The following is a 24,498-nucleotide window of genomic DNA, read 5'->3' as shown; positions in this document are numbered from 1 at the left end:
GATCCTATGCTCAGCACGCATGGTCGTCCTACGGTGGAGTCATGGACCTCCCCGCCCCCGGGCGCCCCGCGCCCACCCCCGGCGACGCGCCCGGGCACGGCCACACTCACACCCACGGCCACGCCCAAGGCCCGCACGACGGCGCCGGGCTGGCCGAGCTGCTCGAGCTCGACGCGCTGGTCTTCGACGGTCTCCTCGACGAGGCCGTCGCGGTCGCCGTCGGGCACGCCCCGGCCCCGACGCGCGCCGTCGTCGACCTCGGCGCGGGGACCGGCACCGGCACCCGGGCGCTCGCGCGGGCGTTCCCCGACGCCGAGATCGTGGCGGTCGACGCGGACGCCGCGATGCTCGACCGTCTGCGCGCCCGGCTCGCCGGGACGGGTCTCGCAGACCGCGTGCGCACCGTCGCGGCCGACCTCGACGCCGGCTGGCCTCCGGTCGGCGTCGCGGACGTCGTGTGGGCGTCGGCCTCGCTGCACCACGTCGCCGACCCGGCGCGCGTCCTGCACGACGCCCGCGACGCGCTCGCCCCGGGCGGCCTGCTCATCGTCGTGGAGATGACCGCGACGTCGCCCGTCCTGCCCGACGGCGCGGACCACGCCGACCTCACCGCGCGCCTCGAGCGCGCCATGGCGCACGCCGGCTGGAACCGCTACCCCGACTGGACCCCGTACCTGACCGACGCCGGGCTGGAGGTGGTGGACCGGCGCGAGCCGACCGCCGTCGTGCCGCCGGGGCCGGACACGTCCCGCTGGGCGCACGCCACCGCGCTGCGCCAGCGCGAGCACTTGGCGGACCGGCTGGAGCCCGCCGACCTCGCCGCGCTCGACGCCGTGCTCGCGGCGACCGCGCCCGGCACGACCGACCACACCGTCCGCGCCCGGGGCGGCCGCGTCGTCTGGGCCGCCCGCCGCCCCCGCTGAGGAGAGTCATGGACACCACCACCGAGAAGAACGCCCCCTACGACGTCGCGATCGTCGGCGGCGGCCCCGCCGGGCTGAGCGCCGCGGTGACGCTCGCGCGGTCGCTGCGGTCCGTCGTCGTGCTCGACGCCGGCGAACCCCGCAACGCGCCCGCGGAGGGCGCGCACAACCTGCTCGGGCGCGAGGGCGTGCCGCCGCGCGAGCTGCTGGCCACGGGCCGCGCCGAGGCCGAGGGCTACGGCGCCGAGGTCCGCGACGCGCGCGTCGCCCGCGCCGAGGGCGACGCCGGGTCCGGCTTCACGCTCACGCTCGACGACGGCGGGACGGTCCGCGCGCGCCGCGTGCTGCTCGCGACCGGCCTGGTCGACGAGCTGCCCGACGTCCCCGGGGTCCGCGAGGGCTGGGGGTCGAGCGTGCTGCACTGCCCGTTCTGCCACGGGTGGGAGGTGCGGGGGCAGCGGATCGCGGTGCTCGCGACCGGGCCCGCCGCGGCCCACCAGGTGCTGCTGTTCCGCCAGCTCACCCCGCACGTCACGCTGTTCCAGCACACCGCCCCCGAGCCCGACGACGCCACGTGGGAGCAGCTCTCGGCGCTCGGCGTGCGCGTGGTCGAGGGGGAGGTCGCGCGGCTCGACGTCGACGGCCGGTCGGTGCGGGCGGTCGTGCTCGCCGACGGGACGTCGTTCCCCGTGGAAGCGGTCGTCGTCGGGCCGCGGTTCGTCGCGCGCGGCGAGCTGTTCGAGCAGCTCGGCGGGACCCTGGAAGACCACCCGGCGGGCCGGTTCGTGCCCGCCGACCCGCGCGGCGCGACCGCCGTGCCGGGCGTGTGGGCCGCGGGCAACTCGAGCGACCTCATGGCGCAGGTCGGCGCGTCGGCGGCGGCCGGGGTCATGGCCGGCGCGGGGATCCACGGGGAGCTCGCGCAGGCCGACGCGGCGGCGGCCGTCGCACGACGCCGGACGCCGTTCGCGGCGCACGCCGAGCCCGCGGTCTGAGGCGGCGGCCCGAGACACCGGGCCGGGCCCGCGGCCGGGAACGACCGCGGGCCCGGCCGCGCGGAGGGTGACGCACGAGACGCCCGCTCGCGCTGCGCGGCCGGGCGGCCCGTCGCACGATGGAGGACGACCCCAGCCCACCGTGGAGGTACGTCATGCCGTTCGGAATCGGTCGCTCCCCGCAGGACAAGCGCAACCGCACGGTCGCCGACCTGCTCGTCGCGCAGCTCATCGAGGCGGGGGTGCGCCGGATCTACGGCATCGTCGGCGACAGCCTCAACCCCGTGGTCGACGCCGTGCACCGGTCCAACGCGGGCGAGAACGCGGGCAAGGGGATCGAGTGGATCCACGTGCGCCACGAGGAGGCCGCCGCGTTCGCCGCGGCTGCCGAGGCCGAGGTCACGGGCAGCCTCGCGGTGTGCGCGGGGTCGTGCGGGCCGGGCAACCTCCACCTCATCAACGGCCTGTACGACGCCAACCGGTCGCGCGTGCCCGTGCTCGCCATCGCGAGCCACATCCCGAGCAAGCAGATCGGCACCGGGTTCTTCCAGGAGACCCACCCCGACCGCCTGTTCACCGAGTGCTCCGTCTACTCGGAGATGATCTCGAGCGCCGAGCAGGCACCGCGCGTCATCAACTCCGCGATCCACCACGCGTACGGCGCCCGCGGCGTCTCCGTCCTCACGCTCCCGGGCGACGTCGCCGACCTCGACGCCCCGGCCGCCGTGCCCGACGTCGCGTGCCGGCCCGCGCCCCCGCGCGTCGTCCCCGACGCGACCGCCGTCCAGCAGCTCGCGGACGCGATCGACGCCGCGAAGAAGGTCACGATCTTCGCCGGCGCGGGCGTGCGCGGCGCGCACGACGACGTGATCGCGCTCGCCGACAAGATCGCCGCGCCCGTGGGCCACTCGCTGCGCGGCAAGGAGTTCATCCAGTACGACAACCCGTTCGACGTCGGCATGTCCGGCCTCCTCGGCTACGGCGCCGCGTTCGACGCCATGCACGACTGCGACCTCCTCGTGCTGCTCGGCACCGACTTCCCGTACGACCAGTTCCTCCCGGAGTCGGTCCGTACGGCGCAGGTCGACGTCGACCCGACCCACCTCGGCCGGCGCACGCGCCTGGACCTCGCCGTCGTGGGCGACGTCGGCGAGACGGTGCGCGCGCTCCTGCCGCTCGTGAAGAAGGCGCGGTCGCGCAAGTTCCTCGACTCGATGGTGGCCAAGCACGAGAAGGCGATGACCGGCGTCGTCGGGGCGTACACGAAGAAGGTCGAGCGCACGACGCCGATCCACCCCGAGTTCGTCGCCGACACGCTCGACCAGGTCGCCGCCGACGACGCGGTGTTCACCGTCGACACGGGCATGTGCAACGTGTGGGCCGCGCGGTACATCACGCCCAACGGGAAGCGCCGCGTCATCGGGTCGTTCATCCACGGCTCGATGGCCAACGCGCTCCCCCACGCCATCGGCGCCGCGGCCGCCGGGCGCGAAGGGGGCCGCGAACGCCAGGTCGTCGCCATGGCCGGCGACGGCGGCCTCTCGATGCTGCTCGGCGAGCTCGTGACGCTCAAGCACTACGACCTGCCGGTCAAGGTCGTCCTGTTCGACAACGCGAGCCTCGGCATGGTGCGCCTCGAGATGCTCGTCGACGGCCTGCCGATGTTCGGCACCGAGTCGCCGCCCGTGGACTACGCCGCGGTCGCGAACGCGATCGGCATCCCGGCGGTGCGCGTCGAGAAGCCGAAGGACCTGCGCCGCGCCCTCCAGGAGGCGCTGAACCGGCCGGGACCGGCGCTCGTCGACGTCGTCACCGATCCCCGGGCGCTCTCGATCCCGCCGAACATCACCGCGGGCCAGGTCCGCGGGTTCGCGGTCGCGATGAGCAAGGAGGTCCTCGGCGGCGGCATGGGCGAGGTCGTCTCGATGGCCCGCGCCAACCTGCGCAACGTGCCCCGCCCGTGACCGACGAGCCCACCCTCGCCGACGTCCGCGACACCGCCCGGGAGGTCTTCGGCTACCGCGACCTGCGCCCCGGGCAGCGCGAGGCGATCACCGCGCTCCTCGACGGCCGCGACGTCCTGCTCGTGCTGCCCACGGGGGCCGGCAAGTCCGCGGTCTACCAGCTCCCCGGCCTCGAGCTGCCCGGGCCGACGCTCGTCGTCTCGCCGCTCATCGCGCTCCAGCAGGACCAGGTGCGCTCCCTCCTCGAGCTCGGCGACGACGACGCGCGGGCCGCCGCCGTGAGCTCGGCCGTGCCCGCGGCCGAGCGCCGCGCCGCGCTCGAGGCCGCCGCGGCGGGCGAGCTGGAGTTCCTCTTCCTCTCGCCCGAGCAGCTCGCCAACGAGGAGGTGCTCGACGCCGTCCGCGCGGCCCGGCCCAGCCTCGTCGCGGTCGACGAGGCGCACTGCGTCTCGACCTGGGGGCACGACTTCCGGCCCGAGTACCTCCGGGTGGGCGAGCGCCTCGACACGCTCGACCCGCGACCGCCCGTGCTCGCGCTCACCGCGACGGCGTCCCCGCCCGTGCGCGAGGACGTCGCCGAGCGCCTGCACCTGCACGACGCCGCGGTGATCGTCCGCGGGTTCGCCCGCCCGGGGATCGCGCTGGAGGTCGTGCGCACCGTCGAGGCGGCGGACAAGGACCGCGCGGTCGTCGAACGCGTCCGCGCGGAGACCGAGCACGGCGTCGGGATCGTCTACGTCGGCACGCGACGCCGCACGGCCGAGGTCTCCGACGCGCTCGCGGAGGCGGGCCTGCGCACCGCGGCCTACCACGGCGGGCTGCGGCGGGCCGAGCGCGACGAGGCCCAGCGGCGGTTCACGGACGACGAGGTGGACGTCGTGGTCGCGACGTCCGCGTTCGGCATGGGCATCGACAAGCCGGACGTGCGGTTCGTCGTCCACGCGGACGTCCCCGGTTCCCCGGACGCCTACTACCAGGAGGTCGGCCGCGCGGGCCGCGACGGCGAGCCCGCCGTCGCGGTGCTCTTCTACCGGCCGGAGGACCTGGGCCTCCAGCGCTACTTCGCGGTCGGCGTGCCCGACCGCGACGACCTCCGCGAGGTCGCGCGCGCCCTGGGCCGGGGCGGCCCGGCGTCGGGCACGTCGTCGTCAGGAGGGCGGGCCCGGCTGCCGCGGCGTCTCGCACGCCTGCGCGCGCTCGTGGAGGACGCGCGGGCGCTCGCCGGTGAGGACGCGCGCCCGGGTGCGGTGGCCGACGTCGCGCACGAGCTCGCGGAGGCCCGGCGCCGGGTCGACGACTCGCGCCTGCAGATGATGCGCGCGTACGCCGAGACCCCGCAGTGCCGCCGCCAGTTCCTGCTCGCCTACCTCGGCGAGGAGCTGCCCGAGCCGTGCGGGCGCTGCGACAGCTGCTGGGCCGGGACCGCGGAGGAGAGGGCCGCCGACGACGCGTCCGCGCCGTGGTCGACGGGCACGACGGTGCGTCACCCGGAGTTCGGCGAGGGGACCGTCATGGGCTACGAGGGCGACGACCGCGTGACGGTGCTCTTCGAGACCCACGGGTACCGGACCCTGAGCCTCGACGCGGTGACGGACCAGGGCCTGCTCACGGCGTCCTGACCCGCGGCCGGTGGTCGGCGCGGGCGCGCGTCCGGCGCCGCCTGCCCGGGCGGTAGCATCGCCGCGTGCTCACCAGGACGACGGTCACGGACGACCAGCTCGCGGCGCTCGTGGCGCCGCTCGGCGACGCGCTGCGGTCCGAGCCGCTGAGCGGCGGGATGTTCGCGAGCGTCTTCGCGGTCGACCTCGCCCCGCGGCCGGGCGCGACGCCCGACGACGTCCCGGGCCGCGTCGTCGTCAAGGTCACGGGCGCCGACACGTCCCGGCTCCTGCGCTACGAGCACGGCATCCTCGGCACCGAGGCGGCGGCCTACCGGGCGGCCCACGCCGCGGGCCTGCCCGTCCCGGGGGTGCTGCACGCCGACCTCACGCGCGAGCACGTGGACGGCGACGCGCTCGTCGTGACGTTCCTCGACGGGACCCTGTGGAGCGCGCGCGAGGACGACGCGGCGGAGTCCGCCGCCGTCCGCCGTGGGCTCGGGTCGTTCATGGCGCGGCTGCACCGGATCGCGGGCGACCGGTTCGGCTACCCGGCCCCCGCGTCGGGCCTCGCGGCCGCGACCTGGCCCGACGCGCTGGCCCACATGGTCGACGCCGTGCTCGACGACGCGCGCACGTGGGGGGTCGAGCTCCCGGAGGCCCGGGTGCGCGACGCCGTCGCCCGGCACCGCGAGGTTCTCGCCCGCGTCGAGGTCCCGCGGCTCGTGCACGCGGACCTGTGGCCGGGGAACGTGCTGCTCGCGCCGGACGCCCCGCGGATCGTCGGCGTGCTCGACGCCGAGCGGTCGCTCTGGGGCGACCCGCTGTTCGAGCTCGCGGGCGCCGACCAGCTCGGTGCCGGGCCCGTCGACGCGGACCTCCTCGCGGGCTACGCCGCCGAGGGCGGCGACCTGGCCCTCGGCGACGGCACGCCCGGCAGCGGCGACCCCGCCGCGTGGACGCGCCTGCGCCTGTACCGCACCTACCTGTCGTGCCTCCTCGCGGTCGAGGTGGTGCCGCGGGGCTACGAGGGCGACTGGGTCGAGGGGTACGCCGGCACGGCTCGCGCCAACCTGCTGCGGATGCTCGACGAGCTGGGCGTCTGAGACTCCCCCGTGGGGAGTCCTCCCCATGTGACGTACCCCCGGATCGCCCCACGGCACGGTCGGGTCACGGTAAGGTGTGCGTACGTTCACGACAACTCCACACGCCACTCCCGCGCCGTGGCCACCCGTCCGAGGGGACCTCGCATGATCGCGTTCATCGTCATCGGCATCGCCGGACTCGCCCTCCTGCTCCTCTCGCTGCTCGTCGGCGAGATCGTCGACCTGGGTGACGGCGCGGTGTCCGGGACGACGCTCGGCGTCGGTGGCGTGGTGTTCGGCGCCGTCGGCGTGATCGTGGCCTCCAACGACCTGCCGACCTGGCTCGCGTACGTCGGGTCCCTCGTCGTGGCGCTCGTCGTCATGGTCCTCGTCCAGCTGCTGGTCAAGAACCTGCGCGCGACGGAGGACGGCGTCCCCGTGTCCCTCGTGGGCGTCCAGGGCACCGCGACCACCGCGATCGACCCCGCGCGCGGCGAGGTCTCGCTCGACGCGGCGCACGAGCTCGAGCGCCGCCTCGCGTGGTCCGACGAACCGATCCCGGAGGGCGCGCGCGTCGTCGTGCTCGAGCAGTCCGGGAGCCGCGTACGCGTCCAGCGGCACTACCCCAACGACTGAGGTCCGACGGACCGACCACGACGCCCCGCGCGTCGTCCCGTGGGTGCCGCGCACCCGCACGACTGCCGCACGTCCTGACCTGCCCGCACCCACGGAAGGAGACGCGCCCCGGCGCGGACCATGTTCGACGACACGAACCTCATCACGACCCTGGCGATCGTCGCCCTGGTCATCGCGTTCTTCGCGGTGGTCATCTTCATCAGCAAGCGCATCCGCCGCGTCCCGCCGAACGAGGCCCTGGTCATCGTCGGCCGCGGCGCGGGCCGCAAGGAGGCCGGGGGCAGCGGGCAGAAGGTCGTCGTCGGCGGCCGCACGTTCGTCTGGCCGATCCTCCAGCAGGGCTTCTCCATCTCGCTCGAGCAGCGCCAGATCGGCATCACGGTCGAGGGCGTGGACAAGAACCGCATCAAGATCGCCATCAAGGCGTCGATCAACTTCAAGGTGCGTGGCGACGAGGAGGGCGTGCGCCGCGCGGCCCAGCGCTTCCTCTCCCAGCAGGGCACGCTCACCGAGATCATCAAGGAGTCGCTCGAGGGCTCGCTGCGCTCCATCGTCGGCGACATGACGATCGAGCAGATCATCTCCGACCGCAAGGGCCTGTCCGACCGCGTCGTCGAGTCCACGAAGGCCGACCTCTCGGAGCAGGGCCTCCAGGTCGACCTGCTCAACATCTCCGACATCTCGACGCCCGGGTCGGACTACCTCGCGAACCTCGGGCGCGCCGAGTCGGCTCGCGCCCGCCAGGTCGCCGAGGTCTCCGAGGCCGAGGCGCAGCGCGCCTCGGAGTTCGCCGTCATCGAGGCGGCCGAGCAGATCGCCGAGCGCCAGAAGGCCCTCGACCTCAAGCGCGCCGCGATCAAGGCCGACACCGACCGCGCCAACGCCGAGGCCGAGGCCGCGGGCCAGCTCGCGCGCGCCGAGCAGGACCGCCTCGTCGCGCAGCAGGAGCGCGAGGCGCTCGCCGAGCAGGCGCGCGTGACGCAGGAGCGCCTCGACATCGAGGTCCGCAAGCCCGCCGAGGCCAAGGCGTACGCGGAGGTCCAGGAGGCCAACGCGCGTCGTGACGCCGCGAACGCCGCCACCGAGGCCGACGCGTACAAGCGCACCGTCATCGCCGAGGCGAACAAGACCGCGGCCATCCAGGACGCCGAGGCGTCCGCGCAGGCCGTGCGTCGTGCCGGTGAGGCCGAGCGCGACCGCCAGGTCGCCCTCGCGGCCGGTATCCGGGCCGAGGGCGAGGCCCGCGCCGCGGCGATCGAGGCCGAGGGTCGCGCCGAGGCGGCGGCGACCGACGCCAAGGCCGACGCGCTGCAGAAGTACGGCGAGGCGGCGCTCGTCCAGGAGCTCATCGAGCGCCTGCCCGAGATCGTGCGGGCCGCGGCCGAGCCGATCGGCAACATCCAGGGCATGACCGTCGTCTCGACCGACGGCGCGTCCGCGCTCACGAAGAACGTCGCGTCCGTCCTGGGCGAGGGCCAGGGCGTCATCAAGCAGCTCACCGGCGTCGACATCAACCAGCTCATCGCCAACCTCGCGGGCACGCAGCTCGCGGGCTCGGGGGACGCGCCCACCAACGGCACGTCGCACTGACCCACCCCGCCGAGCATGCGGCCGTGGCCCGTCCGGACCTCCGGGCGGGCCACGGCCGTCTGGTCGGCGAGCTGGCCGGCAGAACCGGGGCCGGTCAGGCCCAGCCGAGGCGCCCGAACGCGTTGAGCGCGAGCAGCACGCCCAGCGCCCCGAGCACCCAGCCCGTCATGTCCGTCGCGTTCTTCGTGAGCCACCGGTCGAGACGGTGCAGCACCGGGTCGACCGCACGCGCCGCGACGAGCCGGCCGAGCAGCAGCAGGAGCGCGGGAGCGACCATGACGACGCAGTACGCGGCGAGGATCGCACCGTTCGCGGGCCAGCCGACGTCCGACGTCGTGACGATCCCGATCGCGGCGAGGTACGGCAGCATCGTCCCCACCTCGATGGCGACCGCCCCGAGGGCCAGCCCCATGAGCGGCAGCACCGACGAGCGCGTCCGCACCACCCCGGTCCCGACGGCGTCCGCCTCGATCCCGAGCGCGCGCTCGCGCCACCGAGAGAGCCGGCCCGGCCGCGGGGGCGACGACGGCGCGCCCGGCCCGGCAGTCTCGGCACCGGCACCGGTCCACGGGCTGGGCCCCACGGCGTCGGCCCGGCCGGCGCCGGGCGGGGTGGCACCGAACGGGGCAGCGTCGGACTGCGCGGCCTTGCGCGCCGCGCGCTTGCTGTCGAACCGGAAGCTCAGCGCGAAGAGCCCGATGCCCAGGAGCAGCTGCACGATCGCGGCGGCGCGTGTGTCGAGCGCGTCGCCGAACCGGTCGAGGAACGCGCCCGCGCCGAGCAGCACGACGATCCCGACGGCGAGGTAGAACCCCGCCACCGTGCCGAGGTACACGAGCACGCGCCCCGCACGTAGCCGCCCGGGCGCGAGCAGGAGCCACACGGGGATGAGCAGCGTGCCGAAGCTCGTGGAGTCGATGAGCGCCAGCACGACGAGCACGCCGGCCATCGCGGCCAGGCCGAGGCCCGGACCGCCGACGGCGTCGAGGTCGAGGGGGAGGTCCATGCCCCCGAGCCTCCCGTCCGGCGACCGGCGCGTCGTCCGGCGAACGACCGATCTGTGCTCCCCGTCGCGGGGCCGCGGAGACGGAAGAGGGGCGTGGTGCCGGGGGCGGGCGCGGGGGTCGTACACCGTTCGACGGATCCGTCGCCAGGCGGGCTGTGCTGGGATGGGGGCGTGAGCACGCACGACGACGGGACGCAGGACGCGCGCGCGGCCGCGCCCGGGCGCTCCGGGCGCTGGCGCGCGGCGGCCGGTTCCCTGCGCGGCGTGTGGCGCATAGAGGACCGGCGCAACGACCTGTTCTCCGCCGCGACGACGTTCGTCCTCGGTTGGGTGCTGCTCGAGGTCGGGCTCGTCGGCATCGTCCGCGCGTCGTTCGTCGTCGAGCCCCCACACGCCTGGTGGCGGGTCGCGCTGCTCGGCGTCGGGTGCCTCCTCATCCTCGTCAAGCGCGCGCACCCGATCCTCGCGCTCCTCGGCGGGGTCGTCGTGACCGCCGTCGACCTGCGGTGGGGCGGGAGCCTCGCCCTCATGCTCGTCCTCTGGGACCTGCTCTACGCCGCGGCGCTCTGGTCGCGGCCCCGGGCGCGCGCGTGGCTCTGGGGCGTCGCGGCGACGGTCGTGGCGGTGGGCGCCGTCGGGGCGGGCGAGGCCACGCGGGACGTGCGGGAGTTCGTGTACATGGGGCTCCAGCTCAGCGCGCTGCTCCTCGTGCCGATGTGGTGGGCCACCAACGTGCGCACCACGAGCGAGCTCGCCGAGGTCGCGAGCGAGCGCGCCGACCTCGCCGCGCGCGAGGCCGAGGCGTCGGCCCGCACGGCCGACCTGGAGCGCCAGCGCGCGAGCGACCTCGAGCGCATCGCGCAGCTCGACCGGCACGAGGCCGTCCGTGCGGAGCGGGCCGCGATGGCGCGCGACCTGCACGACGTCATCGCGTCGCACCTGTCGACCATCGCCATCCACTCCGGCGCCGCGCTCGCCCTCCCGCCCGACGCCGCGAAGGACCGCGCCGCGCTCGAGCAGGTGCGCGCGAGCGCCGTCGCGTCGCTCGACGAGATGCGGTCCATGATCCTGCTGCTGCGCACGGAAGGGCGGCGCGAGGACGGCGGTGCGTCCGACGCCGTCGTCGCCCCCGGCCGCCTCGCCGGCCTCGACACGCTCCTCGACGCCGCGCGCGCGACGACGACCGTCACGCTCCGCGACCCGGACGGCGTCGCCGGGTCGCCCCTGCCCGCGGCGGCGGACCAGGCGCTGTTCCGCATCGCGCAGGAGGCCATGACGAACGCGCTCAAGCACGCGCCGGGCGCCCCGGTCGTCGTCGAGCTCTCCCGGCACGGGGCGGCCGTCGTGCTGGAGGTGCGCGACGACGGCGCCCCCGGTTCCGGGCCCGTCGAGGCGCCGCTGAGCGCGGGCACCGGCCTGCTCACGATGCGCGAGCGCGCCGACGGGCTCGGTGGCACGTGCAGCGCCGGCCCGCTGCCCGCGGGCGGATGGTCCGTGCGCGCCGAGATCCCCGTGGCCGGGCTCCCGGTCGAGAGGCAGGACGCGTGACGCGACGACCGGTCCGGGTGCTCCTCGCCGACGACCACGCCGCCATCCGGGCGGGCCTGCGCCTGCTGCTCGACGCCGCGCCCGACGTCGAGGTGGTCGGCGAGGCCGCGGACGGCACCGCCGCCGTCACGAACGCCCGGGCGCTGCGGCCCGACGTCGTGCTCATGGACCTGCGCATGCCGGGCGTCGACGGCATCGAGGCGACGCGCGTGATCACCGGCGAGCACCTCGCCGAGGTGCTCGTGCTCACGACGTTCGACCTCGACGAGTACGTGGACGGGGCGCTGCGCGCCGGGGCCGCGGGGTTCCTCCTCAAGTCCGCCGAGCCCGCCGCGCTGATCGACGCCGTGCGACGCGTCGCCGACGGGGACGGCGTCCTCGCGCCCGAGGTCACCCGCCGGCTCCTCGCCGCGTTCGCGCGCGGTCCCGTGCCCGACGCCGGCCCCCCGCTCCACGCGGGATCGCGCCCGGGCGGCACGGACGGTCCCGCGGACCCCGCGGCGTCGGGCGGCGGGGGCGTCGTCGACGACCGGCCCGACCCGCGGCTCGCCGACCTCACGCCGCGCGAGGTCGACGTGCTCGCGGCGCTCGGCCGGGGCCTGTCCAACCAGGGCATCGCGACCGACCTCTACATCACCGAGGCCACGGCCAAGACGCACGTCTCACGCGTGCTCGCGAAGCTGGGCGTCGCGACCCGCATGCAGGCGGCGATCGTCGCGCGGGACTCCGGCCTCGCCTGACCGCCCCCTGCACCCGACCGCCGACCACGCGACCGAGGCCGAGGTCAGGCCGGGGCGAGGTCCGGGCTCTGCACGACAAGGGCGGCGTGCCGGGCGCCCGCGCGCATCGCCTCCTCGACGCCTGCCCCGCGCAGGTGCGCGTCGAGGAACCCGGCGAAGAAGCCGTCGCCGGCGCCGTTCGTGTCGACGACGTGCGGCACGGGCTGTGCCGGGACCTCGACGAAGCCGCCCTCCGGCGTGAGCGCGACCGCGCCGCGCGAGCCGTGCGTGCAGACCACCAGGCGCGCGCCCGCCGCGACCCGGGCGGCCATGAAGCCGCGCCAGTCGTCGAGCCGGTCCCCGCTGAGGAACACGTGCGTGCCCGCGTCGACCCAGGGCCGGTGGAACGCGGACTCCCCGTCGTAGTCGTGCAGGTCGACCCAGACGTCGCGACCGCGAACCACCGCGAGGTCGAGCACCGGGAGCGCGGGCACCGCGAGGTCGACGACGACGGCCCGCGCCGCGTCGAGCGCGGCGACCGTGGCGTCCCACGCCTCGCCCTGGGCCGGGACCTCGCCCGGTGCGCGCAGGTAGACCGAGACCCGGCCGCCGTCGTCGTCCATGAGGTTGAGGTGGCTCTCGGTGCGGCCGTCGGGCGACGGCTCCGCGAGCACCCGCACGCCCGCGCCCTCGAGCACGGACCGGACGCGCGCGCCGTCGTCGTCCGTCCCGAGCACGGTGCGCAGGAGCACCGACCGGCCGAGGCGCGCGAGGTTGAGCGCCTTGCCCGCGGACGTGCCGCCGACCGTGTGCCGGTGCGACCGCGCGAACACGGTGTGCGGCGTGGGGGCGGGCAGCTCGTCGAGCTGGACGAGGAGGTTCCACGACGCCGGCCCGGCCACGAGGACCTCGGCCTGCGGGGCCGCCATCAGTCCGTCACCGTGATGCCGAGGCTGTGGGCGAACGTCGCGGCCAGGCGGGCGAGCTGCATCGAGTCGATGGTCGATCCGCGCAGCGACTCGATGCCGCCGAGCTCGTCGATCTCGGCGCCACGCAGGTCCACGTGGGCGAGCGTGGCGCCCTGCACGTCGAGCCGGCGCACGCGCGTGCCCTCGAGCGCGACGCGCAGCGCGTCGGACGCGACGAGGTCGAGCTCCTCGATCGTGCAGTCGGTGAACACCACGTCGCGCAGCGACGCGCCCCGCAGGTTGACGAACCCGAGCTTGCAGCCGACGAACCGCACCCCGGCCCACGACGACTCGTAGAGCTCGGCGGACCCGAGGCGCGCGCCCCGCACCTCGACCTCGCGCCACCGGCCGCGCGTCCCGCGCACCACCGGGACGTCGAGGCGCCCCAGCACGACCTCCGTGAGCGTCACCGCGCCCAGGTCGGCCTCGTCGGCGCGCACCTGGTCGAGCCGCGTGGAGAACACGGTCGCGCCGTGCAGGTCGAGCCGGTCGAGACGGAGGTCCGTGATCTCGAACCCCTCGAGGTCGGCCTCCGCCTCGAGGTCGTAGGCGTCACCGGGCTGGAGGTCGTCCAGGACGACCGGGTCGATCGCAGGTGGTTCGGTCGTCGGCTTCTTCGGGGGCACGCCCCGAGCCTAGGCCGGGCCGCCCACGCGGCGAGGAGCGGCTCAGGGCTCCGGGTGCAGGGCGTCGTAGCGCCAGAACCGGCGCTGGGCCCGCACGACGAGCCACAGCACGACGACGCACGCGACACCGCCCGCGACGGCGGCCCACGCCTCCCCCACCCAGGTGGCCTGCGCGCCGAGCACGAGCTCGCCGAGGCGGGGCCCGCCCGCGACGACGACGATGAACACGCCCTGGAGACGGCCGCGCATGTCGTCGGGCGTCGCGGTCTGGAGGATCGTCTGGCGGAACACCGCGCTCACGGCGTCGGACGCGCCCGCAAGCGCCAGCGCGACGCTCGCCGCGACGACGCCGCCCACGAGGACGGTCGTCGGGGTCGTCGCGCCCACGCCGAGGAGCACGACGCCGAACAGCCCGATCGACAGCCCGTAGGCCGTGATCGCCCACACGATGACGCGGCCCTGCCACCGCACGCGCGACAGGCCGCCGGAGAACACGCCCGCGAGCACCGCCCCGACGGCGAACGCCGCGGTGAGGACGCCCGTCGTCGCCTCGCCGCCCCCGAGGAACACGACGCCGGCGGCGGGCAGGAGCACGCGCGGCGAGGCGAGCACCATCGCGGCGAGGTCGACGAGGAACGTCGTGCGGACGTTGGGCTGGGTCGCGAGGTACCGCAGGCCGTCGACGACGGACCGCCACCCCACGACGCGGCGCCGACGCCCTGCGGGGGCGGCGGCTACGGCCGGGGCGCCGGGCCCGGCGGGCAGCGGCGGGATGTCGGGGAGCCGCCACACGGCCCACAGCGCGGCCGTGAACAGGACGGCGTCGATCGTGTACGCGACCTGGTAGCCCCACAGCGCGACGAGGAACGCGCCCCCCAGGGGACCGACGGTGAGCGCGACGTTCCACGCGATCGTCTGGAGCGCGTTCGCCGCGGGCAGGAGCCGCGGCTCGACGAGGCGAGGGATGATCGCGGAGCGCGCGGGGTTGTTGATCGCGAACGCGGCGGACTGCGCCGCGACGAGCGCGTAGAGCACGCCGACGGAGTTCAGGTGCAGCCACGCCTGGACGGCGATGAGGGCGGTGACCACCCACAGCGCCGTCGAGGCCGCGAGCGCGACCTTGCGGCGGTCGTACGCGTCGACGAGCGCGCCGCCGTAGAGCCCGAGCACCACGAGCGGCACGAGCGCGCAGAGGCCGAGCACGCCGACCGCGAGCGACGAGCCCGTGAGCGCGTACACCTGCAGGCCGACGGCGACGACCGTGAGCTGCGAGCCGAGGTTGGAGATCCCGAGCCCCCACCACAGGCGGCGGAACGGCGGGGAGATGCGCAGCGGGGTCGTGTCGGCGAGAAGACCGTTGACTCGAGCCACGACCGCCGAGCCTACGTCAGCCGGCCGGCCGCGCGGGCAGACCGGGCGCGCGACCGCCCCGGGCGTCGACGGTGGCATCCTGGGCGATCCCTGCGAGCTCCCGGAGAAAGGTGGAACCCGTGGCACCCTCCGCTGCGTCTAGCAGTCGTGAGGAACCGACGTCGGCCGAGGTGCCGACCGCAGCAGGGGGGCGGTCGGCGATGACGGACGTCGCGACCGAGCGGTGGGGCGGCGCGCCCGAGGTGCAGGTCGTGCGCGTCGGCCTGACCGCCGAGGAGCGCTTCACCGAGTTCGCCCGGACGAGCTCCGCCGACCTGTACCGGTACGCGTACCTGCTGTGCGGGGACGCCCACCGGGCGCACGACCTGGTGCAGCTCGCGCTCGAGCGCACGTTCCGCGCGTGGACGCGCGTGGGCGACGGGCAGCCGTTCGCCTACGCGCGGCGCGTCGTGATGACGGCTCGCATCGACTCGTGGCGGCGCACCCGGAGGGAGGTCTCCGTGGAGCACGACACGCTCGTGGGTCTCGAGGTCCCGGCGACGGGCGACTCGTCCGGGATCGAGGACCGGGACCGGGTCGTGCGGGCCCTGCTCGCCCTCCCCGTCAAGCAGCGGCGGGTCGTCCTGCTGCGCTACGTCCTCGACCGGTCCGAGGCCGAGACCGCCGCGGAGCTCGGGATCGCGGTCGGCACCGTGAAGTCGACCGGGTCCCGGGCCCTGGCCCGCCTGCGCACCCTGATCGCACCCGAGCACGGGACGGAGACCGAGCGATGAGCACGAGGCCGGAACGCAGGACCCCGGACGACGAGGACCTCGTGGAGCGGGTGCGCGCCGCGCAGACCGCCGTCGAGGTGCCGCCCACGCTGGACCCGGACGCTCTGGCGCACCGCGCGGTCCGGCGCGTGCGGGCACGACGGCGCGTGGTCGCCGCGAGCGGGTCGGCCGTCGCCGTGGCGGCGCTGGTCGCGGTCGCGGCGATCCTCCCCGGGGCACTGTCCCGCGGGTCGGCGCCGGCGCCCGCCCTCGCGGCGGCCCCCGCGCGGACCACCGCACCGGCGTCGGAGGGACCGGCCCCCGCTCCCGCGGCGCCGCCGCAGGAGCCCGCACGCTACCTGCCGGTGGGCGACGGCGAGCTTCCGGCGCTGCCGGGTGTCGAGCACGGCGTCGTCGGCACGCACCACGGGGACTACACCGTGCAGGGCGGGCTCACGTACACGCTGCCCCCCGGGGGGTGGGAGGTCGAGGGCGAGGCGTTCGGCGAGCCCGCGTCGGTCCGCTGGAAGGGCCCGGAGCACTGGGCCCTCCAGGGGTCGGAGATCCCCGCGGACGCGGTCCCGCCGCCCATGGTCGACTCCGGCGCCACGGTGAGCATCGACGTCGATCCCGGGGCCGCGTCGTGGGTGGTGCCGGCCCGGGACTCCGGGGCCTGGACGGTCGAGGTCCCCGGCTCGGACTTCGTCGTGGTGACGCGGGGCCCGTCCGACGACCCGGACCTCGCCCGCTGGGAGGCCCGGGTCCGGTACGGGGGAACGGGCTGGACGATCCGCCTCGACTTCACGGACGACGCCGTGGGCGACGAGCTCGCCCGCAACTTCCTCGGCAACCTGTGGTTCGAGGCCGAGGGCGCGCCGGAGTGGTTCAGCCCGACGTACACGTACCCGGAGATCGGCCCGCTCACCACGGGCACGCCCGCCGGGTGGCAGACGGCCACGACGGGCACCCTCTCCTACGCCGTGCCGCCGGGATGGACCGTCGCCGACGTCGAGGGCAACTACGGTCCCGGGGTGGAGTGGACGGGCCCGTTCGCCACGAACCCCGGGCCCATCCAGGACGGCTCGTCCCCCGACGTGCACTGGAACATGTTCGTGCAGCGAGGCGGCTCCGGGGCGCGCGCGTTCGACTACTCCGGCGAGGGGTGGCACGGGCAGCGGATCGAGGTCCCGGGCGCCGACTTCGCCGAGCTGCTCCTGTCCCAGGGGCCGTTCTGGGCGGACGACGGGATGTCGGAGCTCAGCGCGGACGTCCGGGTCCACGGCGCGGACGGCGGAGAGAACCTCATGCTGATGATCTCGCTGCCCGGTGACGACGCGGGGCTCGAGACGCTGCGCGGGATCCTCGGCTCGCTACGGTTCTGACGCTCCGCCGTCAGCCGGTGCCGGCGCTGCCCGCGGCGTCCTCCGCCGCCGCGATCTCGCGCGCCTCCGCCTCGCCCCACGCGTCGACGTGGCGGTGCGGAGGTCCGGGCGGCGGCGAGTACCCGGGGTGCGGCCCGGGCGTGAGGTAGGTGCGCGCGAAGAACAGCGAGGCGGCGAGGTCCTCGCGCCGCTCGGCCGCGGTGCGGGCGCGCCGCGTCGAGATCTCGACGACGACGTCCCCCTCCCAGCCGCGGCGCACGAGCTCGGCGAGGACGAGGTCGCACGGCTGGTCGCCGCGCCCGGGGACGAGGTGCTCGTCCGTGATGGACGACGACCCGTCCGCGAGGTGCACGTGCGCGAGGCGGCCGTCGAACACGTCGAGCAGCGCGAGCGCGTCCTGCTGCGCGACGGCGGCGTGCGACAGGTCGAGCGTGACGTGCTCGTAGCCGTGCTCGGACGGGTCCCAGCCGGGCAGGTACGCCTGCATCTCGCGCTTGCGGCTGCGCCACGGGTACATGTTCTCGACCGCGATGGTGACGCCCTCGGTCTCGTCGAGCTCGCCGACGAGGTCCTCGAACTCGCGCGCGTACCGGTACTGCCAGCGGAACGGCGGGTGCACGACGACGGTGCTCGCCCCGACCTCCTGCGCCAGCTCGACGCTGCGCCGCAGCTTGGGTCCGGGCGACCGTCCCCACACCCGCTGGCTCACGAGGAGCGTGGGCGCGTGGATGCTGCGGATCGGCACGTCGTGCTCGGCGGAGAGCCGGCGCAGCGCCGCGGCGTCCTGCGTCGTCTCGTCGGACCACACCATGACCTCGACGCCGTCGTACCCGAGGTCGGCCGCCGCCTCGAAGGCGTACTGGGCCTTGCGCGGGTAGACGCTCGCCGTGGACAGCGTGACGTGGATGCGCGGCTGCTCCCCCGGTGACCGGGGGGCCTCTCGCGGCGTCGTCGCGTCTGACATGCCGGTCACCCTAGACCCGTCCGCTGTGGCCCACACCAGCGGGCGGCCGTCGTCGACGACGCCGCGGCGCACGGAGGGCTTCCGACCCTCCCCTTTCCGGGCCGGATCGCCTAGGATGCACTGGTCCAGACCACTTGTCTGCCGGAGGAACACCATGGACCGTGCCGTCGTCGTCGCGATCACCGAGGGCCTGCACGCCCGCCCGGCCGCGCTCTTCGTCAAGACCGCCGCCGCCCAGCCCGCGCCCGTGCGCATCGCCAAGCCCGGCGGCGACGCCGTCGAGGCGGCGAGCATCCTCGGGGTCATGACGCTCGGCGTGTCCGCCGGGGACGAGGTCGTGCTGTCGACCGACGCCGACGGCGACGACGCGAGCGCCTCGATCGACGCGCTCGTCGCCTTCCTGGAGCAGACCGAGGTCTCCTGACGCCGTGCCCGGCCCCGTCGTCGCGGGGCCGGGCACGGCGCTCGTCACAGACCCAGCTCGTCGAGCACCGGGAGCCGGGCGCGCACCGCCGCGCGCGCGGCGTCGGGCGTGGGCTGCTGCAGCGCGAGGAACGCGAGCTCCTCGCACTCCTCCGACGTCGTGGCCGCCAGCACCGCGGCGACGTCCGGGAGCGCGCGCGGCGTCATGGACAACGACGTCACGCCGAGCCCGACGAGCACCGGGGCGAGCACCGGGTCGGCCGCGGCCTCCCCGCACACGCCGAGCGGTCGCCCGTTGAGCGCCGCGCCCGAGCCCGTGGCCCCGACGAGCGCGAGAACCGTCGGCTGCCACGCGGTGGACAGGCGCGCGAGGTCGGAGACCTCGCGGTCGGCCGCCATCGTGTACTGCGTGAGGTCGTTCGTGCCGATGCTCGCGAACGCCGCCCTGGCCAGCACCCAGCGCGCGCCGAGCGCCGCGGCCGGCACCTCGATCATCACGCCCGCCGTCGCGAGGCCGTGGTCCGCGCACAGCGCGACGAACGACTCCGCCTCGTCCGGCGTCGCGATCATCGGCGCCATGACCCACACGTCCGCCGTCTCCGCCTCTGCCGCGCGCGCGACCGCCGTGAGCTGGCGGTCGAGCACGTCGGGGTGGCGGCGCGCGGTCCGCAGGCCGCGCACCCCGAGCGCCGGGTTCGGCTCGGCGTCGGGCGTGACGAACGGGAGCGGCTTGTCGGCGCCCGCGTCGAGCGTGCGCACGACGACCTTGCGGCCCGGGAACGCGGCGAGCACCTCGCGGTAGGCCGCGACCTGCTCGTCGACCGTCGGCTCGACGGTGCGACCGAGGAAGCAGACCTCGGTGCGGAACAGCCCGACGCCCTCCGCGCCCGCCTCGGCGGCGGCGCGCGCGTCCGCGCCGTCCGCAACGTTGGCGAGCAGCTCCACGCGGCGGCCGTCCGCCGTCCGCCCGGGACCGTCGAGGCGCCGCCGGGCGCGGCGCGCGCCCCGGGCCGCGACGACCGCCGCCACGTCGTGCTCCGCCGGGTCGCGCTCCACCGTGCCGAGGCCGCCGTCCACGAGCACGGTCTCGCCGTCGCGCAGCGCGAGCGCGCCCTCGACCGCCACGACGGCCGGGATGCCCAGGGCGCGCGCGAGGATCGCCGTGTGCGACGTCGGCCCGCCGCCGCGCGTGACGACCGCGAGCACGCGCTCGGGGTCGAGCTGTGCCGTGTCCGCGGGCGCGAGGTCGTCGGCCACGAGCACGAAGGGATGACCCGGGTCGGGCACACCCGGCACGGGGAGGCCGAGAAGGGTCGCGACGATCCGGTCGCGCACGTCCCGCACGTCGCGCGCCCGCTCGGCGAGGAGGCCGCCCAGCGCCTCGAGCCGCCCGACGACGACCCCCGCCGCGTCCCACACGGCACGGGCCGGGGTGGCCCGCTGCTCGCGCACCCGCCCGACGGCGTCGCGCGCCAGGGCGGGGTCGGCCGCCATCGCGGCGGTCACGCCCAGGACCTCCGCCGCGGTGCCCTCGGCCCGCGCCGCGCGGGCGGTGAGGTCCTCCTGGACCGTCGTCACCGCCGCGAGGACCTGCGTCACCGCGAGGTCGACGTCGGCGTCCGACGCGTCGGCGGGCAGCGGCGCCGGCCCCGGCTCCGCGACCGAGCCGGACATCCGGGCCACCGGCCCCGCCGCCCGCCCGGGGCTGACCGGCACGCCGGTCAGCCCCGAGTCGGCGGCCCGCGCCGGGGCGCGCGTCGCGCCGTCGGCGAGCGTCACGCCGTGCCCCCGCTGCCGGACGCACCCGCTCGGCCCCGGGCGCCCGCCTCCGCTGCGTCGGCGTCGCGTCGCACCGACGAGACCTCCGCCGCCGAGGCGTCGGGCCGCGCGTCCTCGGTGGTGTCGACGGCGCCGGTCGCCCGGACGGCGCCCTCCGCGTCGTCGTCCTCACGACCCGGCGTCCGCAGGTTCCAGCGGGTGATGACGAAGCGGAAGAGGACGTAGTAGAGCACCGCGTACCCGAGCCCGATGGGGATGAGGAGCAGCGGCATCTCGGCGATCCGGAAGTTCAGCAGGTAGTCGATCGCGCCCGCGGAGAACCCGAACCCGTCGCGGATGCCGAGCGCGTTGACGAGCGCCATCGACGTGCCGGTGAGCACCGCGTGGATGACGTACAGCGGGTAGGCGACGAACACGAACGCGAACTCGAGCGGCTCGGTGACGCCCGTGACGAACGAGACGAGCGCGGCCGAGCCCATGATGCCCGCGACGACCTTGCGCTGCGCCGGCTTGGCGGTATGGACGATCGCGAGCGCGGCGGCCGGGAGCGCGAACATCATGATGGGGAAGAACCCGGTGAGGAAGGTGCCCGCGGTGGGGTCGCCCGCGAGGAACCGGAAGATGTCGCCCTGCGCGACCGTGCCGTCGGCGGCGGTGTACTCGCCGAACTGGAACCACGGCAGCGAGTTGAGCAGGTGGTGCAGGCCGATGGGCACGAGGAGGCGGTTGAGCGTGCCGAAGACGAACGCGCCGAGGATGGTCGAGCCCGTGACGAACCCGCCGATCTGCTCGTTGATGAGCCAGTCGAACGCGGGGTAGATCAGCGCGCCCACCACGGCGATGAGCACCGAGACGCCCGCCGTGACGATCGGCACGAACCGCCGGCCGCCGAAGAACGCGAGGTACTGCGGCAGCTTGATCCGGTAGTACTTCTGGTACAGGAGCGCGGCCGTCAGGCCGATGACGATGCCGCCGAGCACGCCGTAGTTGATGAGCGCCTGCGTCTCGCCCTCCGCCGCCTCGCCGAGCACGTAGGGCGAGAGCGAGTCGCTGACGCCCTTGAAGACGAGGTAGCCGATGAGGGCGGCGAGTCCCGTCGTGCCGTCCGACTTCTTCGCGTACCCGACCGCGACGCCGAGGGCGAAGATGATCGGGAGGTTGCTGAACAGCGCGTTCCCGGCGGCGCCGAGGACGTCGGCGACGGGCTGCATCCACGCGAAGGTGCCGGCGACGCCGTCGGCCCCGAGCATGTCCGGCTGGCCGAGGCGCAGCAGCAGCGCGGCGGCGGGCAGCGACGCGATGGGCAGCATGAGCGAGCGCCCGACGCGCTGGAGCTGCGCGAAGCCGGGCACCCCCCTCTTGGTCCTCGTCGGTTCGGCGACGGTCGTCATGTCCTTCTCCTCCTGGGCAGGCCTGGGGCGCAGGCGAGGTGCGTCGTGCGGCGGCTGTGGCGCGACGTCGAGCGGCGTCGTTGCCGGTCCCGGGGCGCGACGAGAAGACCTGGGGTCGTCGTGCCCGGGCTGTCGGTCCAGGTTGTCTGGACCACTTGCAGGAAGAGTGGTCTAGACCTCATGATGTGTCAACCCCCGAGGGTGACCCGGGACACACGGCAGGCCCCGCGGGGCGCGTCGCCGCAGGTCGCACCACGGCCGGGCAACGAGAATGCAGCCGTGGAGAACGCGGCACCGGAGCAGGACGGTCGGCGACGACCGGGACCAGGGACGGCACGAGGACGAGGACGCGGCACGACGATGAGCAGGTCACGATCGCAGGCGAGCGAGCACAAGTACCTCACGGTGCGCGCCTACCTCGCCGACCTCGTGGCGAGCGAGCTCTCCGTCGGCGACGCGGTGCCGTCCGAGCGCAGCCTCACCGAGAAGTTCGGCGTCTCGCGCATGACCGTGCGCCAGGCCGTCGACGCGCTCGTCACGGAGGGCGTGCTGGAGCGCGCGCAGGGGCGGGGCACCTTCGTCGCGCCGCCGCGCGCCGACTTCGAGATGCGCCTCACGACGTTCGGCGAGGAGGCACGACGGCGCGGCATGGAGCCGGGCACCGAGGTGCTGGAGGTCGGGACCGTCCCCGCGCCCGCGTCCGTCGCCGAGTCGCTCGGCCGCGCGACCGGCGACCCGATGCACCACGTCGTGCGCCTGCGCACCGCGGACGGGTCGCCCATGAGCGTCGAGGAGGCCTGGATCCCCGTGGACCTCGCCCCCGAGCTGCTCGACGACGGCGTGCCCGAGAGCCTCTACGGCGCCCTGCGCGAGCGCGGCCTCGCGCCGACGTGGGGCGAGGACACGATCACCGCGTCCGACGCCACCGTCCAGGAGCAGAAGCTCCTCGGGCTCCGCGCCTCGCGAGCCGTCATGCGCACCGTGCGGCGCACGTTCGCGGGCGACTCGCCCCTCATGTACTCCCGCTCCAGCTACCGCGGCGACCGGTACAGCGTCTTCGTCCCGCTGCGCGAGGCGCGCCCGACGCTCGTGCCCCGCAGCACCACCGCCGACGACGCCGCCGCGGACGGGGGAGCCGTCACCGACGACGCGCCGACCGACCAGCTCGCCCCCGTGCCGGTGCCGGCACGGGCGACCGAAGGGAACGACCGATGACACAGTCCGACGCGGAACGCGCCGCGACGATCCTCGCCGGCCTCGGCGGGGTGGGGAACATCGAGGAGATCGACCCGTGCACCACGCGGCTCCGGTCGCTCGTCAAGGACCCCGCGCTCGTCGACGCCGCGCTCCTGCGCCGCGCCGGCGCGTTCGGCGTCATGGTGAACGGGCGAGTCGTGCAGGTGGTGGTCGGCCCGCAGGTCGACACCATCGCGTCCGACCTCGCCGACCTCATGTGAGGAACCCGGCCCGGGCGCGACCCGGGCCACCGCCCTTCTCCGCGCACCCCGCGCACCCCGACCGGCACGGCTGCCGGCCGGCCCCCCGACCCGGCCCCGGCCGGACCCCGACCACGAGGAGCACCCGTGAGCAAGGCAGAGCAGATCCTCCGAGGCCTCGGCGGCGACGCGAACGTCCTCGACCTGGAGGCGTGCATCACGCGCCTGCGCGTCGAGGTCGAGGACCCGGCGCTCGTCGACGACGCCACGCTGACCGCGGCCGGGGCGATCGCCGTCGTGCGGTCGGGCGCCGCGATCCAGGTCATCGTCGGCCCCGAGGCGGACAACATCGCCTCCGACATCGAGGACCTCCGCTGATGGCGGCGCCGCTCACGGTGCTCGTCCCCGTCACGGGCACGGTCGTGGACGTCGGCGACGTCGACGACCCCGTCTTCTCCGCCGGGCTCGTCGGCCCCGGGCTCGCGGTCGAGCCCGACGACGCGCAGGGCGGCGAGGCCGTCGCGCCCATCACGGGCACGGTCGTCAAGCTGCACCCGCACGCGTTCGTCGTCCAGCACGACGACGGCCGCGCGGTCCTCGTACACCTCGGCATCAACACCGTCCAGCTCGGCGGCGAGGGCTTCACGACGCACGTCGCGCAGGGCGACCACGTCCAGCGCGGCACGGTGCTCGTCACGTGGGACCCGAAGGCCGTGCGCGCCGGCGGCCGGTCGGCCGTGTGCCCCGTGGTCGCGCTCGAGGCGGCGCCCGACGACGTGACCTCGCTCACCGAGGTCGGCGCGTGGGCCGCCCACGGCGAGGAGCTGCTCACCTGGGGCTGACGCCCGGCCCGCCCTGCCGGCGCGACCCGGCGAGGCCGGGCGGGGCGCCGTGTGTCAGTCGAGCACGGCGGTCGCCTCGACCTCGACGAGCACCCCCGGCGCGAAGAGCGCCTGGACACCGATCAGCGAGGCAGGGGGGAGCGGCCGCGGCATCGCGAGCTCGTCCGAGACGCTCTCGATGCCGGCCAGGAAGTCCGCCATCGCGGTCGGCTCCCACCCGACGACGAAGAACGTGAGGCGCACGACGTCGTCGAACGTGGCACCCGCGGCCGCGAGCCCCCGGGCGGTGCTGCGGAGGGCCGCAGCGACCTGGCGCGCGAGGTCGTCGCGGTCGGGGTCTCCGCCGACCTGGCCGGCGACGTGCACCTGGCGGCTCCCCGTCGCGACCGCGACGTGGTGGTAGGGGGCGGGCTGGAGCATGCCCTCGGGGGTGAGGCGCTGGACGGCCATGGGGACCTTCCTTCCGGTCGGGTATCCCATGGATACTTGATCGCCCGAAC

The 24,498-nt window shown here is 75.6% G+C and carries 24 protein-coding genes; 16 read left to right on the top strand and 8 right to left on the bottom strand.

The genetic code is table 11. The annotated features are described in order from the left end of the window. Positions 1-41: 41 nt before the first annotated feature. From ACI769_RS04675 to ACI769_RS04645, 7 genes are all read left to right on the top strand, one after another. Complete coding sequence (locus ACI769_RS04675) at positions 42-923, top strand: trans-aconitate 2-methyltransferase (protein ID WP_085386715.1); 882 nt, start codon at positions 42-44, stop codon at positions 921-923. Between the two features lie 8 nt (positions 924-931). Further along, on the top strand, positions 932-1,918 hold the full coding sequence (locus ACI769_RS04670; protein ID WP_085386716.1) for an NAD(P)/FAD-dependent oxidoreductase: 987 nt from the start codon (positions 932-934) through the stop codon (positions 1,916-1,918). Positions 1,919-2,073: 155 nt separating this feature from the next. Then, on the top strand, positions 2,074-3,882 hold the full coding sequence (locus ACI769_RS04665; protein WP_085386717.1) for a pyruvate dehydrogenase: 1,809 nt from the start codon (positions 2,074-2,076) through the stop codon (positions 3,880-3,882). Then, a complete protein-coding gene (locus ACI769_RS04660) occupies positions 3,879-5,501 on the top strand; it encodes an ATP-dependent DNA helicase RecQ (protein WP_085386718.1) in 1,623 nt (540 codons plus the stop codon). Before ACI769_RS04665 ends, ACI769_RS04660 begins: the two co-directional genes overlap by 4 nt. Before the next feature lie 65 nt (positions 5,502-5,566). After that, positions 5,567-6,586, top strand: coding sequence for a phosphotransferase family protein (locus tag ACI769_RS04655; protein ID WP_157446517.1), 1,020 nt, complete (start codon positions 5,567-5,569; stop codon positions 6,584-6,586). Between the two features lie 144 nt (positions 6,587-6,730). Beyond that, entirely contained in the window at positions 6,731-7,201 is a 471-nt protein-coding gene (locus ACI769_RS04650) for an NfeD family protein (protein WP_034652748.1), read from the top strand. A 120-nt stretch (positions 7,202-7,321) separates the two neighbouring features. After that, the gene (locus ACI769_RS04645) at positions 7,322-8,791 is read left to right on the top strand and encodes a flotillin family protein (protein WP_034652746.1); all 1,470 of its coding nucleotides are present in this window, start codon (positions 7,322-7,324) and stop codon (positions 8,789-8,791) included. Positions 8,792-8,885: 94 nt separating this feature from the next. On the opposite strand, the gene ACI769_RS04640 is transcribed toward ACI769_RS04645, so the two are convergent. After that, positions 8,886-9,797 carry a GAP family protein gene (locus ACI769_RS04640; protein ID WP_085386719.1) on the bottom strand — a complete coding sequence of 304 codons (912 nt, stop codon included), beginning with the start codon at positions 9,795-9,797 and terminating at the stop codon, positions 8,886-8,888. A 171-nt stretch (positions 9,798-9,968) separates the two neighbouring features. Between ACI769_RS04640 and ACI769_RS04635 the strand changes: the two genes are divergently transcribed. Next, positions 9,969-11,345: a sensor histidine kinase gene (locus tag ACI769_RS04635; RefSeq protein WP_085386720.1), complete on the top strand. Its 1,377-nt coding sequence runs from the start codon at positions 9,969-9,971 to the stop codon at positions 11,343-11,345. Beyond that, positions 11,342-12,085 (top strand): response regulator transcription factor, encoded by a 744-nt coding sequence (locus ACI769_RS04630; RefSeq protein ID WP_232322641.1) that lies wholly within the window; start codon positions 11,342-11,344, stop codon positions 12,083-12,085. Before ACI769_RS04635 ends, ACI769_RS04630 begins: the two co-directional genes overlap by 4 nt. A 44-nt stretch (positions 12,086-12,129) precedes the next feature. Here the strand turns inward: ACI769_RS04630 and ACI769_RS04625 are convergent, their stop codons facing one another. From ACI769_RS04625 to ACI769_RS04615, 3 genes are read right to left on the bottom strand one after another with little or no spacing between them, the layout of a single operon-like run. Then, positions 12,130-12,993 (bottom strand): carbohydrate kinase family protein, encoded by an 864-nt coding sequence (locus tag ACI769_RS04625; RefSeq protein WP_085386721.1) that lies wholly within the window; start codon positions 12,991-12,993, stop codon positions 12,130-12,132. Next, positions 12,993-13,658: a pentapeptide repeat-containing protein gene (locus ACI769_RS04620; protein ID WP_085386722.1), complete on the bottom strand. Its 666-nt coding sequence runs from the start codon at positions 13,656-13,658 to the stop codon at positions 12,993-12,995. The genes ACI769_RS04625 and ACI769_RS04620 overlap by 1 nt, the downstream gene beginning before the upstream one ends. Before the next feature lie 42 nt (positions 13,659-13,700). Next, positions 13,701-15,029, bottom strand: a complete 1,329-nt coding sequence (locus ACI769_RS04615) for an MFS transporter (RefSeq protein WP_253705747.1) — start codon at positions 15,027-15,029, stop codon at positions 13,701-13,703. A 200-nt stretch (positions 15,030-15,229) separates the two neighbouring features. Between ACI769_RS04615 and ACI769_RS04610 the strand changes: the two genes are divergently transcribed. Beyond that, complete coding sequence (locus tag ACI769_RS04610) at positions 15,230-15,802, top strand: SigE family RNA polymerase sigma factor (RefSeq protein ID WP_085386723.1); 573 nt, start codon at positions 15,230-15,232, stop codon at positions 15,800-15,802. Continuing rightward, positions 15,799-17,163, top strand: a complete 1,365-nt coding sequence (locus tag ACI769_RS04605) for a hypothetical protein (protein WP_157446518.1) — start codon at positions 15,799-15,801, stop codon at positions 17,161-17,163. The genes ACI769_RS04610 and ACI769_RS04605 overlap by 4 nt, the downstream gene beginning before the upstream one ends. 10 nt (positions 17,164-17,173) lie before the next feature. On the opposite strand, the gene ACI769_RS04600 is transcribed toward ACI769_RS04605, so the two are convergent. Then, positions 17,174-18,127: a sugar phosphate isomerase/epimerase gene (locus tag ACI769_RS04600; protein WP_081600354.1), complete on the bottom strand. Its 954-nt coding sequence runs from the start codon at positions 18,125-18,127 to the stop codon at positions 17,174-17,176. A gap of 154 nt (positions 18,128-18,281) precedes the next feature. On the opposite strand from ACI769_RS04600, the gene ACI769_RS04595 reads away from it, so the two are divergent. Continuing rightward, positions 18,282-18,551: an HPr family phosphocarrier protein gene (locus tag ACI769_RS04595; protein WP_021483009.1), complete on the top strand. Its 270-nt coding sequence runs from the start codon at positions 18,282-18,284 to the stop codon at positions 18,549-18,551. A gap of 44 nt (positions 18,552-18,595) precedes the next feature. Here the strand turns inward: ACI769_RS04595 and ptsP are convergent, their stop codons facing one another. Together ptsP and ACI769_RS04585 are read right to left on the bottom strand one after the other, a co-directional pair. After that, positions 18,596-20,329, bottom strand: coding sequence for a phosphoenolpyruvate--protein phosphotransferase (ptsP, locus tag ACI769_RS04590; protein ID WP_085386725.1), 1,734 nt, complete (start codon positions 20,327-20,329; stop codon positions 18,596-18,598). Continuing rightward, the gene (locus tag ACI769_RS04585) at positions 20,326-21,720 is read right to left on the bottom strand and encodes a PTS transporter subunit EIIC (protein ID WP_085386726.1); all 1,395 of its coding nucleotides are present in this window, start codon (positions 21,718-21,720) and stop codon (positions 20,326-20,328) included. The genes ptsP and ACI769_RS04585 overlap by 4 nt, the downstream gene beginning before the upstream one ends. A 360-nt stretch (positions 21,721-22,080) precedes the next feature. Between ACI769_RS04585 and ACI769_RS04580 the strand changes: the two genes are divergently transcribed. The 4 genes from ACI769_RS04580 (at position 22,081) to ACI769_RS04565 (ending at position 23,998) form a co-directional block, all read left to right on the top strand. After that, positions 22,081-22,935 carry a GntR family transcriptional regulator gene (locus ACI769_RS04580; RefSeq protein WP_085386727.1) on the top strand — a complete coding sequence of 285 codons (855 nt, stop codon included), beginning with the start codon at positions 22,081-22,083 and terminating at the stop codon, positions 22,933-22,935. Beyond that, the gene (locus ACI769_RS04575) at positions 22,932-23,177 is read left to right on the top strand and encodes a glucose PTS transporter subunit EIIB (RefSeq protein WP_021482555.1); all 246 of its coding nucleotides are present in this window, start codon (positions 22,932-22,934) and stop codon (positions 23,175-23,177) included. The genes ACI769_RS04580 and ACI769_RS04575 overlap by 4 nt, the downstream gene beginning before the upstream one ends. 126 nt (positions 23,178-23,303) lie before the next feature. Beyond that, a complete protein-coding gene (locus tag ACI769_RS04570; protein ID WP_061267010.1) occupies positions 23,304-23,534 on the top strand; it encodes a PTS transporter subunit EIIB in 231 nt (76 codons plus the stop codon). Then, positions 23,534-23,998, top strand: a complete 465-nt coding sequence (locus ACI769_RS04565; RefSeq protein ID WP_085386728.1) for a PTS glucose transporter subunit IIA — start codon at positions 23,534-23,536, stop codon at positions 23,996-23,998. Before ACI769_RS04570 ends, ACI769_RS04565 begins: the two co-directional genes overlap by 1 nt. 54 nt (positions 23,999-24,052) lie before the next feature. On the opposite strand, the gene ACI769_RS04560 is transcribed toward ACI769_RS04565, so the two are convergent. Then, positions 24,053-24,448 carry a RidA family protein gene (locus ACI769_RS04560; protein ID WP_034650926.1) on the bottom strand — a complete coding sequence of 132 codons (396 nt, stop codon included), beginning with the start codon at positions 24,446-24,448 and terminating at the stop codon, positions 24,053-24,055. Positions 24,449-24,498 lie beyond the last annotated feature (50 nt).

The sequence above is a fragment of the Cellulosimicrobium sp. RS genome (genome assembly GCF_046159675.1).
GTDB classification, from domain to species: domain Bacteria; phylum Actinomycetota; class Actinomycetes; order Actinomycetales; family Cellulomonadaceae; genus Cellulosimicrobium; species Cellulosimicrobium funkei.
Note: the sequence above shows the minus strand (reverse complement) of the source record. Positions and strands in the feature narration are given on the sequence as shown.